The sequence below is a fragment of the Arthrobacter sp. NPDC058097 genome (assembly GCF_042884885.1).
In the GTDB taxonomy this organism is placed as follows: domain Bacteria; phylum Actinomycetota; class Actinomycetes; order Actinomycetales; family Micrococcaceae; genus Arthrobacter.
Window position 1 is genome coordinate 144,315 of sequence record NZ_JBHVSZ010000010.1, and the last position, 13,314, is coordinate 157,628.

At 67.8% G+C, this 13,314-nt stretch carries 11 protein-coding genes; 3 read left to right on the top strand and 8 right to left on the bottom strand.

Features of this window, described 5'->3' with window-relative positions; genetic code table 11:
• Positions 1 to 36 precede the first annotated feature (36 nt).
• Positions 37 to 1,485: a PLP-dependent aminotransferase family protein gene (locus ACFVTE_RS17765; protein WP_387102732.1), complete on the bottom strand. Its 1,449-nt coding sequence runs from the start codon at positions 1,483 to 1,485 to the stop codon at positions 37 to 39.
• 67 nt (positions 1,486 to 1,552) lie between these two features.
• On the opposite strand from ACFVTE_RS17765, the gene ACFVTE_RS17770 reads away from it, so the two are divergent.
• The 3 genes from ACFVTE_RS17770 (at position 1,553) to ACFVTE_RS17780 (ending at position 4,788) form a co-directional block, all read left to right on the top strand.
• Entirely contained in the window at positions 1,553 to 2,458 is a 906-nt protein-coding gene (locus ACFVTE_RS17770) for a dihydrodipicolinate synthase family protein (RefSeq protein ID WP_387102593.1), read from the top strand.
• 11 nt (positions 2,459 to 2,469) lie between these two features.
• Positions 2,470 to 3,747, top strand: coding sequence for an MFS transporter (locus tag ACFVTE_RS17775; protein WP_387102595.1), 1,278 nt, complete (start codon positions 2,470 to 2,472; stop codon positions 3,745 to 3,747).
• 123 nt (positions 3,748 to 3,870) lie between these two features.
• Entirely contained in the window at positions 3,871 to 4,788 is a 918-nt protein-coding gene (locus ACFVTE_RS17780) for a diacylglycerol/lipid kinase family protein (protein ID WP_387102597.1), read from the top strand.
• Between the two features lie 80 nt (positions 4,789 to 4,868).
• On the opposite strand, the gene ACFVTE_RS17785 is transcribed toward ACFVTE_RS17780, so the two are convergent.
• The 7 genes from ACFVTE_RS17785 to ACFVTE_RS17815 form a co-directional block, all read right to left on the bottom strand.
• Positions 4,869 to 5,597 (bottom strand): aspartate/glutamate racemase family protein, encoded by a 729-nt coding sequence (locus ACFVTE_RS17785; protein WP_387102599.1) that lies wholly within the window; start codon positions 5,595 to 5,597, stop codon positions 4,869 to 4,871.
• Between the two features lie 9 nt (positions 5,598 to 5,606).
• Complete coding sequence (locus tag ACFVTE_RS17790; RefSeq protein WP_387102601.1) at positions 5,607 to 7,028, bottom strand: amidohydrolase family protein; 1,422 nt, start codon at positions 7,026 to 7,028, stop codon at positions 5,607 to 5,609.
• Positions 7,029 to 7,121: 93 nt separating this feature from the next.
• Entirely contained in the window at positions 7,122 to 7,895 is a 774-nt protein-coding gene (locus ACFVTE_RS17795; RefSeq protein WP_387102603.1) for an aspartate/glutamate racemase family protein, read from the bottom strand.
• On the bottom strand, positions 7,892 to 8,575 hold the full coding sequence (locus ACFVTE_RS17800) for a GntR family transcriptional regulator (protein ID WP_387102605.1): 684 nt from the start codon (positions 8,573 to 8,575) through the stop codon (positions 7,892 to 7,894). Before ACFVTE_RS17800 ends, ACFVTE_RS17795 begins: the two co-directional genes overlap by 4 nt.
• Before the next feature lie 57 nt (positions 8,576 to 8,632).
• Positions 8,633 to 10,147 (bottom strand): amidase, encoded by a 1,515-nt coding sequence (locus ACFVTE_RS17805; protein ID WP_387102607.1) that lies wholly within the window; start codon positions 10,145 to 10,147, stop codon positions 8,633 to 8,635.
• Positions 10,148 to 10,158: 11 nt separating this feature from the next.
• On the bottom strand, positions 10,159 to 11,526 hold the full coding sequence (locus tag ACFVTE_RS17810; protein ID WP_387102608.1) for an MFS transporter: 1,368 nt from the start codon (positions 11,524 to 11,526) through the stop codon (positions 10,159 to 10,161).
• A 175-nt stretch (positions 11,527 to 11,701) separates the two neighbouring features.
• Positions 11,702 to 13,060, bottom strand: coding sequence for an MFS transporter (locus tag ACFVTE_RS17815; protein WP_387102610.1), 1,359 nt, complete (start codon positions 13,058 to 13,060; stop codon positions 11,702 to 11,704).
• Positions 13,061 to 13,314: the final 254 nt, after the last annotated feature.

Sequence of the window (13,314 nt, forward strand, 5' to 3'; positions counted from 1 at the left end):
TACCGAGCCTCCGGCCCGCGGGTCCGGGCCTCGTTGCTAGGTGGTGGCGCCGCCTGCGATTCGGTCGAGTAACCCGGCGATGATGTCCAGCGCGCCGGCAAGCTCGAGATCGGTCGGGGCGCCGTACCCGATGACCAGGCCGTTCTCCGGCGTCCGTTCTGCAAAGTAGCTTGCCAGCGTCACCACCCGAACTCCCAGTCCGAGTGCTTCCTTCGCCAGGCGCTCGGCAGGGGCGTTCGGCCGAAGCCGGATAACGGCGTGCAGCCCGCCGTCCAGGGCTGCTAACTGAACGTCTTCCCGTCCTCCCAGCCGGTCAAGCAACAGTTCGCGGCGATGGGCGTACTGGCGCCGTGCCCTGGCGATGTGCCGTGCGAGGCCGCCGCCGGCAATGTAGTTGGCAAGGGCAGACTGCATGACTCCGGGAACGGGGGTGCCGAGGTCATGCCGTGCGTCCTTGAGCCGCTGCCCGGAGGTGCCGCGTACAACCAGATAACCGCAGCGCAGCCACGGGCTCAGTGATTTTGAGAAGGTGCCCACCAGGACGACTTCGGCGGCGGAAGGCAGCGAGGCAAGCGCGGGCAGAGGCATCCTGCGGTGGCGGAACTCGCTGTCGTAGTCGTCCTCGAGGATGATCACCCGGTTGGCTTCAGCCCAGGCCAGCAGGGCCAACCTTTCCTTCACCGGCATCCGGCCGCCCAGCGGGTACTGGTGGCTGGGTGTCACCAGGATGGCGTCGGGGCGGAGGGCAAGGGCTGCAAGCTGTGCCGCTTCCAGCCCGTCGTCGGCAACCGGAATGGTTTGCACCCTGGCTCCCGCCGCCGTAAGCACACGCCTGGCCGTGGGATAGCCGGGGTCCTCCATCAGCACCCGGGGCGGGGCAGACGGGCCGCCGAGCGCCGCGACGACCAGCTGCAGGGCGTCGCTGGTGCCCGCCGTGATGACGACGTCGTCAGCTCTTACCGTTAATCCGCGGGATGCGGCGAGGTGATCGGCAACGGCAGTGCGAAGCGCCGGAGTGCCCAGGGCGGCCGGAAGCTCAACCTCCACCGGCTCGGCGACTGCCTTTCGCCAGGCGGCCCGCCAGTCGCGGTCGCGGAACGGGGCCCCGGACGGCCGTCCCGGCGTGAGGTCGACCATTGCCGTTTGCTCCATGCCGGATGTCTCATGGGCGCCTGCCGACGCCCTGCCCCGGCCGTCGGAGCGTACCGCCACGCGGGTGCCGCCCGAGCCCCGGCTTTCCAAATATCCTTCACCTGCAAGCTGCTCATAGGCGCGGACCACCACTCCGCGGGAGACGCCCAGTTCGGTGGCAAGGCGCCGCGACGCCGGGAGTGTGTGCTCCGGTCTCAGCGTCCCGTCCAGGATGGCCGCACGCAGCCGGCCGACCAGCTGGGCGGCTAGCGGAAGGCGGCTCTGGTGGTCAAGGACCAGCGGCAGTTCGGCTTCGATCTTTGGTCCTCCTGAATCGTGGATTCTTGGATCTATGCTAGAACCAATCCAGCTGTGAACATGAGGGGAGAAAGCAAAACCTGGACTGAAAGAGGGCGCCGTCGTGTTTAACGGTCTGTGTGCATTTCCCCTGACTCCGCTCGCCGGGGACAGCGTCGATGAAGCCGCGCTGGTTCGCCTGGTCGGGCGTTGCGTCGACGCCGGCGCCGACTCGATCGGAGTGCTTGGTTCGACCGGCATCTACACGTACCTGCTGCGGGAGGAACGCCGCAGGGTGGTGCAGGCCGCCGTCGAAGCTGCGCAAGGGACCCCCGTGGTGGCCGGTGTCGGCGCGATGCGCACCCGTGACGTGCTGGGATGCGTCGAAGATTCCCAGACGGCCGGCGCATCTGCGCTGCTGCTGGCGCCGGTCTCGTACCAGCGGCTCACCGAGGAAGAGGTCTACGGGCTCTACTGCGAGGTCTCGGCTGCGTCTGACCTGCCGATCGCCGTCTACGACAACCCGGCCACCACGGGGTTCACCTTCACCGATGAGCTCCATGGCCGCATCGCCGAGCTTCCGGGCATCGCGTCGATCAAGTTCCCGCCCCCTGCAGCAGGCCAGGCCGCCGACCGCATCGCCCGGCTCCGGGCTGCAGTTCCCGGGGGTGTTTCCCTGGGCGTCAGCGGTGACTGGGCCGCGGCGGAGGCACTGGTCGCAGGGTGCGACGTTTGGTATTCGGTCGTCGGTGGCCTGTTTCCCAAGACCGCCAGGGTGATCGTTGACCTGGCCAGGGCCTCCGAGGCCGCCCGGCCCGGGAAGGGCGACCTGGCGCTGGAAGCCTCTGCAGCGCTGGAGCCCGTTTGGGTGCTTTTCCGCGAGTATGGGAGCCTGCGGGTCGCTGCCACGATGGCCGAAGTGCTTGGCTTCGTGGAGGCGCCGTGCCTGCCCCGTCCGCTGAAAAGCCTCGCCGGTCAGGACCGCATAAGGGTCGAGGAAGCCCTGCAGCTCAGCGGCCTGGGCGCCTGAGCAGGTGACGCATGGATAGCCCAGACCGCGGCACGGCGCAGCAGGAAAGGCGGGAACCAACAGCACGCGCGGGGCAGGAAGCGCCGCGACAACCGCCACGGGAAGCGGCCCGGCCCGGCGGCGGCTTGGCCCGCTACGTGGCGGCCGCGGCGCTGGCGCGCACCGCGGACGGTGGAGCCGTTGTGGCTATTGTTCTCCTGGTCACCACCAGCGGGGCGCCGGGTTGGCTTGCCGGTTTGCTGGGTGCCTGCATCACCGCCCCGCACCTGCTGGGTCCGCTGGTGGCGCGGAGCCTTGATTCCTGCCGCGACGGCCGCGTCCTGATCGCGTGGGCGTGCGTCGTCCATGGCGCCACGTTGGCGGCAGCGGTGCTGCTGTACCCCGTGACGTGGCCGGCAGTGACCGGCGTACTGCTGGTGGCTTCGGGACTGGTTGGCCCCCTGCTGACCGGCGGCATCAGCAGCCGCCTTCCCGCGATCGCCGGCCCGGACCGGGTCAGCCAGCGCCGGGCTCAGGGCTGGGATGTGGCCACCTACGGAATCGGCGGGACGATTGGCCCGAGCGTCGTGGCCGCGGTCTCCGCCTGGGCCGGTCCCACTGCAGCCGCGCTCATCCTGGCGGCAGGCACTTTCGCTGCCGCCGCCGTCGTTCGGTTGCTGCCCTACGTTCCTCCGGCGGCAGTGGCAGCCGAGGTTCCGCGGCCGGTCCAGACCCTGCGGCTCATGGCTGTCACGGGCCGCCTTCGGCGGATGCTGTACCTGACCGTGGCGGTGGCGTTCTCCGTTGCCGCGCTCCCCATCGCGGCCGTCGCCTCCACGGCCGTGTTCCACGTGCAGCCTGCCGCCGCGGGCGTTCTGACGGCCGCGTACGGGCTGGGCGGGCTGGCCGGTTCGGCCGGCGTGATGTGCCGTCCGCTGCGGGGCGACGCAGACCGGCTGGTCACGCGCCTCGCAGGACTGGTCGCCGGGGCGCTCGCCGTCGCCGCGTTGTCCGGGTCCTTTGCGCCTGCCGTCGCAGCATACGCAGCCGCCGGGGCCATGAACTCGTTCTTCTTCGCGGCGACCCTTGCCGCCCGCAGCGAGTTTGCCCCGCCGCAGGTCCGGGGGCAGGTGTTTGTTTGGGTCGGTGCCCTCAAGATCGCCGCCGGGTCCGCCGGAACGGCCGCGGCCGGCGTCGTGATGACCGGGGAGCCGCAGTTTCCCCTGCTCCTTGCCGCCGCACTCATCCTGGCCGTTGCCGCGGCATCGGTCCTGGACCGACGCGGTGCCGGCAGGCCCGAGACGGAATGAAGCGGGGTGCAGAGGCCGGCGGCTGCACGTGAATCAACTGAGGTTCGTGCCCATATCCCGGGAACGCGGTTACGATTTGAGTTCCGGGGCTTTCGGGCCCGCCCGCAGCAGCCGAAGGACACCATGACAGCCCAGAATGCTTCCTCGCCGCCACGGGCCGCCGTGGTGGTCAATCCCGCCAAGGCTGTTGGCGCCGAACTCCGCGCCTCGCTGGTCCGGCTGTGCGAGACGCAGGGCTGGGCCGAGCCGCTGTGGCTGGAAACCACTGTTGAAGACCCGGGAGTGGGTCAGGCGCGCGAGGCGCTGGAGGCGGGGGTCGACGTCGTTATTGCCGCCGGCGGCGACGGTACGGTGCGGTGCGTGGCTGAGGCGCTGGCCGGAACCGATACGCCGATGGGCATGGTCCCGCTCGGGACCGGCAACCTGCTGGCCCGCAACATGGGCGTGGACATCACCGACCCCGTGTCCGCCGCGTACGACGTCCTGAACGGCACGGACCGCACGGTCGACGTCGCCAGGACCACCTTCGACGGGTCCGACGGCGAGAACGTCTTCCTGGTGATGGCCGGCGTGGGCTACGACGCTGCGATCATGGCGGACACGGTGGACGCGCTGAAGGACCGCATGGGCTGGCTCGCGTACGTCGAGGCCGGCATCCGCAAGCTGCCGGGCAAACCGGTCAGGGCCACCATTCAGGTGGACGACAAGCATCCGGTCAAGCGGCGGATCCGCAGTGTCATGGCCGGGAACTGCGGCCGGATCATGGGCGGCATCGAGATTTTCCCCGAGGCGAAGATCGACGACGGGATGGTGGACCTGCTGATCCTGGCGCCCCGCGGGCACTTCGGCTGGCTGGGCGTTGCGGCGGGCATCTTCGGCCGCAAGAAGAACAAGAAGGAATCCGCCGAGTACTTCCAAGGCAAGAAAATCGAGGTCACCCTGGAGCAGGAGGAGGAGTTCCAGCTCGACGGCGACCATGTGGGCGCCGTCAAGCACCTGTCCATCTGGGTGGACCCCGGGGCGCTCAAAGTCCGGATGTAGACCCGATCCGGGTGTAGATCCGCTCCGTACGGTAAGCGCCCCGGGGCTGGGGTGCAACCTGGCCTCAGTGGCCAGGCGCGTCAGTCCCCGAGGAGCCTGCCCCACCTTGGTGCGAGCAAGGGGGAGCCGGCAAGTTTCAGGCAGTGCCACAGGGTCACGGCCACCGAGTCCAGCACCGGAACCCCCGTGCCCGCCTCGATTTCGGCCGCGATGTTGGCGCCATAAAGGTTGGTGCAGAGGTAGATCAGCGCATCGGGCGCGTCGGCCGCGAGCTCCAGGGAGCCCGGACGCATTTCATCGTCGGTGACCCGGCCGAAGGACTCGTTGTCGCTCAGGCCCAGGCAGCGGTGGCTGACGGTTTTGATGCCGTCCCGCTCATAGGACCTGATGACGGCCTCGTTGACGTCCTCCGTGTAGGGCGTGAACAGCCCGATCCGTTCGGTGCCGAACGCCCGGAACGCCTCCAGGTAGGCGAGCGTGGACGTCGTGGCGGGGATGCCGGTGGCGTCGGTGATTTCCAGGACGAGGTCGCGGTCGTGCGCGGACCCCAGCCACGATCCCGAGGTGCCGTTCCAGGCGATCACGTCCACCTCCGCCGTCGCCAGCAGCCGTGCGGCCTCGCGCATGACGGCGGGGTCGAACTGCCTGTCCGAGGAATCATCCAGTGCGATCCGGGTGACCGGGATCCGGGTGAAATGGATGGTGACGTCGCTGCGGTCGCCCAGGATGCGGTAGCTCTGCGGTTCCAGGCATGTGTTGGAGGACGGCACGATCATACCGATCCGGGTGGGGCGGAGGGGTGAGGTCATGAATGGCTCCTAGAGGGTCGCGGCGGACAGGTCGGCAGCGGCGGCAAGGTGTTCCCGGAACCCGTTGCGGGCCACGAAGCGGCCCACGGCGCCGGGGTCATGGAAGCCCTCCCCGTCGAGCACCACGCGGCCTGCGGACACCACGACGGCGGGCCAGCCGGCCAGCGTGCGGCCGTCGAAGGGCGAGAAGTCGGTGCCCATGTGCAGCGCGCCGCCGTCCACGGTCCGCTGTTCAGTCGGATCGAAGAGCACCAGGTCGGCGTCGAAGCCCTCGGCGATGGAGCCCTTGCCGGGCAGCGCGTTGATGCGTGCAGGTCCGGCGGAGAAGACCTCCACGAAGTCCTCCACGGTGCTGCCGGCTTCGGCCATCGCCGTGAACGTGACGGGCATGCGGGTCTCCACGCCCGGGAGGCCGTGCGGCATGGCCCGGACGTCGTCGGTGCGCTCCCGTTTCTGGGTCAGGTCGTAGCAGGAATGGTCCGAGGAGACTGTGTGGATGGCACCGCCGGCGAGCCGCTCCTTCAGCGCCGCGACTGTCTCCGGGCTGCGCATGGGCGGGCAGCAGGCGTACCACTCCGGGAAGGCCGAGCCGTACACGGTGTCATCGAGCGTGAGGTAGTGCGGGCACGTTTCCGAGTAGGCTTCCTGGCCGTGTTCCCGGGCTTCGGTGACCAGGTCGACCGCTCCCGGCGTTGACTGGTGGACAAAGTACACCGGGGCCTTCGTGTACTGGGCCATGGTCAGGGTTTCCTTGACCGAGATTTCCTCGGCAAGCTCGGGGCGCGTGCGGTGCAGGTGCTCGATGCCGATCCTGCCGTCGTCGGCGTGCTGCTGGGTGCAGTCGGCGATGATCGGATCGTGCTCGGCGTGGATGTAGGTGAGCCCGTCCAGCCGGACCATTTCGCGCATCACCTTCAGGATGGTGTCGCCGTCCGCCATCGTGGTGCCGCGGTTGGTGGTGTACATCTTCACGGAGCGGACACCCTCGGCGGCGAGCTGTTCGAGCTGCCACGGCACGGTCTCGTCCCAGCTGATCACGGACCCGTGCAGTGCCACATCACAGCGGGACTCCTGGGCCAGTTCCTTCTTGTTGAGCACGGCAGCGAGCGGAGTTTCGCGGGCGTCGCGGGGGATGCCGAAGTCGATGATGGTGGTGGTGCCGCCCCACAGGGCAGCGGTGGAGGTGGTCCGGTAATCGTCCAGGGTGCGGAACCGGCCGGTCACCTGCGCCACGTGGCAGTGCCCGTCCACGCCGCCGGGGATCACCAGCAGGCCGGTGGCGTCGATGGTGCGTTCGGCGTCGGGCGCGGGTTCAGTGGCGTCGACCAGCTGGCTGATCTTGCCGTCCACCACCACGACGTGGGCGGACCGGCGGCCAAAACTGTTGACCACGGTGCCGTTGGTGATGACGAGTTCGGGGATGCGGGACATCGTTGTCCTCCTGACTGGGAAGGGAAGTTTGCTGGGGATTGGTGTGTGACGGCGCGGCGTTGGCTGGGCGTCGGGGTTAGGCAGGCGCCGGGGTTAGCTGGGCGCCGCGGCGTTCGACGCCGTCTGGGCGGCGGTAAGGGCGGCGTCGAGATTTTCCGACAACCCCTTGCGTGCCTTGACCGGCGGCGGGGCGAACGCCCCGGCACGGTGCGGGCCGGACTGGAGGCCCGCCACGGCCTCGGCCATCCGGATGCCGGCGGAGATGCCGTCCACCACGGGAACAGGGATCTGCCCCCGGAGTTCGCGGGCCAGGCCTGCGAGGGGCGCTCCGGCGAGGATCACGACGTCGGCACCGTCCTCCGCGACTGCCTGCCGGCTGAGTGCCAGGAGGGTTTCCTTGAAGTCCTGCTGCACCGAGCCGATGGCGTTGAGGGTCTCGTTGATGGAGCGGATCGAGGCCAGCCGCCCGCCAAGGCCGAACCGGTCCACGCAGTCCAGGTACCACGGGCGGATCCGGTCCGAGATGGCGATGATGGAGAACCGGTGGCCCTGCAGTGCCGCGGCGCAGAGCGCGGCCTCCGTAATGCCGATGACGGGCACGTCGGCCAGCTCCTTCAGGGCCGGCATTCCCGGGTCCCCGAAGGCCGCCACCACGACGCCGTCGATCTGGCCGTGATGCTCGGCGATGATCTCGGCCACCGCGCCGGCGGCGATGAGGGACTCAAAGCGGGTTTCGATGTATTCCACGCCGTGCCCGGCGGTGCGGACCACCAGCTCGGTGTCGGGTGAGGCGGAGCGCAGAGCCTCCGATTCGATCAGCGCGGTGACGTCCTCGCTGATGTTGGGGTTGATGACAAGGAGTTTCATTTTTTCTTCCGGTGCAGGGCTGGTTCGGTTTTCTGGAAGTCGTCGGGGAACTGTTCGCGGTATTTGCCGATGTGCGACGCCGACTGGGCGGCGGCACGGTCGGGATCACCGCTGGCGATGGCCTCGTAGAGGTCCCGGTGCTCCTGGATCAGTTCCGGCAGGTCGCTGACGTGGCGGAACAGCCAGTGCATGCGGCCTTGGAGGGGTTCCAGCGCGGATTTGAGGAAGCCGTTGTCCGCGATCCGCGTGATGGCGTCGTGAAATTCGCTGTTGGCGCGGTGGGCCTCCATGACGGCGCCCTTGCCGAGGCACCGTTCGGCCTCGTCCAGCAGTCCGTCAAGGTAGCCCAGGTCTTCCGGTGTTGCCCGGACGGCGGCGAGGCGGCAGGCCAGCACCTCCAGCGACTGGCGGACGTCAAACAGATCCTCCACGTCCTTGGGGCTGAGCGAGCTGACCTCTGCGCCCCGCGCCCCCCGGTCGCTGAGCAGGCCTTCCTGGCGCAGCATCCGCAGCGCCTCGCGGACGGGAAGCCGGGAGACGTTGAACTCGGCGGCAAGGTCGCGTTCCACGAGCCGGGTGCCTGGAGCGTAGTGCCCTTCGAAGATCCTGGTGCGGAGCGTGTCCCGGACAGTCTCGCGGAGGGGGCGTTCCTTGTTCTGGGTTTCTTCTGCGGCAAGCATGATGCTCCATTTCATGTTTTTCTGTGACTCTATGTCCTCGGCGGCATTCATCTCAGCTCAGTCCGCCCCTGGCAAAGAGTTGAATGGCGAAGGGCTGAAGCGGCCAAACTCCCGTTCAAGAGCCGCGGCGACGGCGAGCACTTCGCGGTCGCGGTATGGCCGGCCCACCACCTGCACGCCGACGGGGAGGCCTTCGTCGGAAAGCCCGCACGGCACAACCGCCACCGGGAAACCAAGGATGCTGATGGCCCGGCAGCAGGATCCCAGTTCCGTCCAGGGAATGTCTTTGCCGCTGACGTTGAAGGAACTGAACCGGGGATCCGACGCCGGCACGCTGGCCACAGGCAGCAGCAGGATGTTGTGCTGCTCCATGAATCCGAGCACCTGCGCGCGGATCGCATCCCGCTCCGCGGCGGCCTTGCGGTAGTCAGTCACGGTGCTGGGTGCTGCACCGAGCAAGGAGCCGCGGAGGTTGCTGCCCAGCCCTTCCTCACGCCCGGCGGCAAGTTCCACCACCTCGGGCATTCCCTCCGCCGTGCGCAGGGCCACGAAGGCAGCCGCCGCCCGCTCGAGGCCCGGCGGCCTGCCGTGCGTCGTCGGAACACCGAGAGCCTTCAGGGCCTGCGCGGCGCTTTGGACGGCGGCCACCAGATCGTCGCGGACAGGGTGGGTGCCCTCGTCCTCAAACCATGCACAGCTGATCCCGGCCAGCGAATTGACCGGGCCGCCCAGCGGCACCGGCACGGTGGAAGGATCTACGCCGTCCGTCCCGGTGAGAATCCCGAGCAGCAAGCCCAGATCATCCACGCTCCGGGCCAGCCAGCCCACGGTGCCAAGCCGGTGCAGGGCAGACATCGAGTTGGGCGCGGGGAGGCTTTCTCCCGCTGCTGGCGGTACGTACGGCAGGAGTCCCGTCTCGGGCACGATTCCGACGGTGGGCCGCAGGCTGGCCAGGCCCGTACAGTGGGCCGGCCAGCGGATGGAACCGCCAAAGTCGGTGCCGAGCCCGAAGGCGCTCATACCGGACGCAACGGCGGCGCTGTCGCCGCCGGTGGAACCGCCGGATGTCAGGCGCTCGTCCCACGGATTCCAGGTGGCTCCGAAGAGCGGGTTGCTGGTGTGTGTCTCAACCGCGAACTCAGAACAGTTCGTCTTGCCCAACAACACAGCCCCCGCCTCCTGAAGGCGCCGGACCGCCGTCGCGGACTGCTCCGGAACGTAATCCGCCAGAAGCGGGCTTCCCGCCGTGGTGCGCAGCCCTTGAGTGGCCAGGGTGTCCTTCACGGTGAACGGCACACCGTGCAGGGGGCCCAGGGGGCCGCCCAGTGCTGCGGTCCGGTCCGCGGCGGCCGCTTCCTCAGCGGCCAGCGGGTTAAGGGTGACGATGGCGTTCAGGCGGGGGTTTTCCCGGGCGATCCGTTCGAGGTGCAGTTCCAGGCATTCGGTCGCCGTCAGGCGGCCCTCCCGCAGGGCGTTCGCCCATTCCGTCATGGAAAGCCGGGTCAGCTGCCCGCTGTCCATGGAGGTCCTGTCCATGGGGGCCTCCGTTGGAGGCGGGGCGGTGTTGTTCATGTCCGTGATCCTTAGCGTGCGGTGCTGGCCGTCTTGCCGGCCTCGTTCATGGTGATCTTGGACGTTTCCTTGGCGACGTAGACGCAGTACACCATGAGCAGCAGCGCGGCGGACAGGTACCCGGCCACGGCGAATCCGGAGCCGGTCAGGACGATCAGCTGGATGGCGATCAGCGGGGCAAAACCACCGCCGAAGACGCCGGCGAGCTGGAAACCCACTGCGGAGCCGGTGTAACGGACCTTGGTTGCGAACAGTTCCGGGATGAACGAAGCCACCGGGGCGTACATGGCGGCAACAATCACGAGGCCAAGGGCGGGGGCGATGAGCACCTGGAACGGGTCCTTGGAATTGAGCATCGCAATGAATACGAAGCTGTAGATGATGCCCGCGACGGCACCGCCGATCATGACGGGCCTGCGGCCAACACGGTCCGAGAGTGCGCCGAACAGCGGGATGCTGATCATCTGTGCAACAGCCGAGATGGTCGATGCGGCCAGGGCCAGGCTCTTGGGCAGGCCCAGGTGTTCGGTTCCGTAGACGAGGACGAACAGCGCGAAGATGTAGAACGCAATGTCGCTGCCGATACGGGCGCCGACTGCAAGGGCCAGCTGCTTCTTGTAGTGCTTGAAGACGTACAGGAGTGGAGCCTTGACCTCTTCCTGCTTCTTCTCGGCGGCCTTCTTTTCGGTCTCTTCAAAGATGGGCGATTCCGCGAGCTTCAGTCGGATGTACAGGCCGATGGCAACGAGCGCGAAGCTGATCAGGAAAGGGATCCGCCAGCCCCAGGCGAGGAAGGCTTCCTTGGAGAGGGCCGTGGTCATGAGGGTGAAGATGCCGGTGGCCAGGAGGAGACCGGTTGGAGCGGCGGTCTGGACGAGGCTGCCGAAGAGCCCGCGCCGGCCGCTCTTGTCCGATTCGGTGACCATGAGTGCGGCGCCGCCCCATTCGCCGCCGATGCCGATGCCCTGCAGGAAGCGCAGGCTGACCAGTAGGACAGGGGCCCATATGCCGATGTTTTGGTACGTGGGCAGGAGTCCGACTGCTGCGCTGGCCAGTCCCATCAGGAGCAGTGTGGTGACTAGGACGTTCTTGCGGCCGATTTTGTCGCCGAAATGACCGAAGACGGCGGCGCCCAGGGGACGCACTACGTAGCCCACTGCGTAGGTGGCCAACGCCAAAAGAAGGCCAATGGCAGGCTCTGAGCCGGGGAAGAACAGGAGAGGGAAGACGATGGAGGCGGCTGTGCTGTAGGCAAAGAAGTCGTAATACTCAAGGGTGGTGCCGACGAAGCTCGCGGCGACGACCCTCTTCATTGAGTTTTCGCCGCCCTTCGGCTTGGCGTCGGAGACGGCTCCGCGGGCTGGGGAGTTGATCGACATGTTGCCCTCCTGGGCGATGCGATGGGGGTTACAGGACCGGGTGTGGGTGGGTGAGGAGACTGTCCTCATTTTGACCGGTTTGGGATCCCAAATACGACGGTAGATGGTTGGTGGTCTGGTGTCAATGGATTTGGGATCCCAAAAAGGTGCGCTGTTTGGCTACGCGGGCTGACGGTTAGACAGGCAGCCGCTTGTTGTAGTTGAGGGTGAGCACGGAGGCTCCCATGATGATCGCGGATCCCACGAAGTAGAGCAGCGCCCAGGTATAGGAACCGGTGGCGCCGACGATCAGGCCGACGGCGATCGGGGTGACGAATCCGGAGATGTTGCCGCTGAAGTTCATGGCCCCGCCGAGGACGCCGGCGTTGGTGCGGCCGCCCAGGATGGACGGGATGCTCCAGAACAGGCCCACCCAGCGGAGGAAGAACATCACCACGGAGAGAAGGACGACGGCGGTGGTCGGGTCAGCGACGACGGTCACCCCGACGAGGCCGCCCACCACCACGACGCTGGAGGTGCCCAGTAGCGTCCGCATGACGCGGTTGGCGGAGGCGCCGGATGCGCGCCACTTGTCGGCGATGGTGCCGCCCAGGATCTCGCCGACGAAGCCGGCTCCGAAGATCACGAAGGTAGACCAGCCGATGGTCTTCAGGTCGAAGCCCTTGGCCTGGGCCAGGTATAGCGGGCCCCAGGTGAGCAGGCCGTAGAACACGCCATTGAAGCCCAGCCAGCCAAAGCACATGGCCCAGAAGGAGCGGAACTTCAGGTAGGGGAGCAGCGCGCGCCTGCCGTTGCTGCCTTCCTTTTGGGCTTCGGCGTCCTCCGCTGCATGCGAGGCCTCGATGTAGTCGGCCTCGGCGGCGTTGACGCCGCGGTGCTGGCGGGGATTGTCGCGGACGTACCACCAGACGGCCAGGCCCATGAGGACGGTGGCGGCGCCGGCGATGACGAAGGATGTCCGCCAGCTGCCGGTGGAGGCGATGAGCCCGGCGATGAGGATGCCGCCCAGGCCGGCGCCGAGTGGAGCCCCGGCATCCAGGATGGTTGCGCCGCGGCCACGCTCAGACTTGTGCATCCAGATGGCGTTCAGTTTGCCGCCGGCAGGCATCACGCCGGCCTCGGTCACGCCGATGCCCAGCCGGGCGATGAACATGCTGAGGAAGCCGCCGGCCATGCCGGACGCGGCGGTTGCTGCACCCCAGCCCACACAGGATGCGGTCATGACCTTGCGCGGACCGAACTTGTCGATCAGCAGGCCGACCGGGATCTGCATCAGGGCGTAGGTCCAGAAGAATGCGGAGAGCAGCAGGCCCACGAGCTCCGGGGCGAGGTTGAACTCCTTTTGGATGATGGGCAGCGCCACCGAGATGGAGCCGCGGTCGATGTAGTTGACGGCGACCAGGACGAGCAGCAGCAGGAACAGCTTCCAGCGGACGTTCGTGCGCCGTTGCACGCTGTCCTTGCCGGGCCTGGTGCCGCGGGACTCGGGGGATTCGGTCTGGGTTGTCACTGCTTCGGTATCTGGGAGAGACACAGCTTCTCCTTTGCGGGAAGGGTGCGGACAGGGGATGGGTGGATGTAGTGGGGCGGTGCGGCCGCGGTCCGGCGGGACTCTGTGGGCCGGCAGCGTTGGTTTTACACCGGCGGAATAGTCCCGCCGTTTGGGATCCCGTTTTGGGATCCCAAATTCAAGATAGGTGTGGCGTGGGACACTGTCAAGGGTTTTCGGCGAAGATGGCCGCGGCCCGCCAATAAACGAATTGTGACTGCAGACTGGGAACTGCTGAC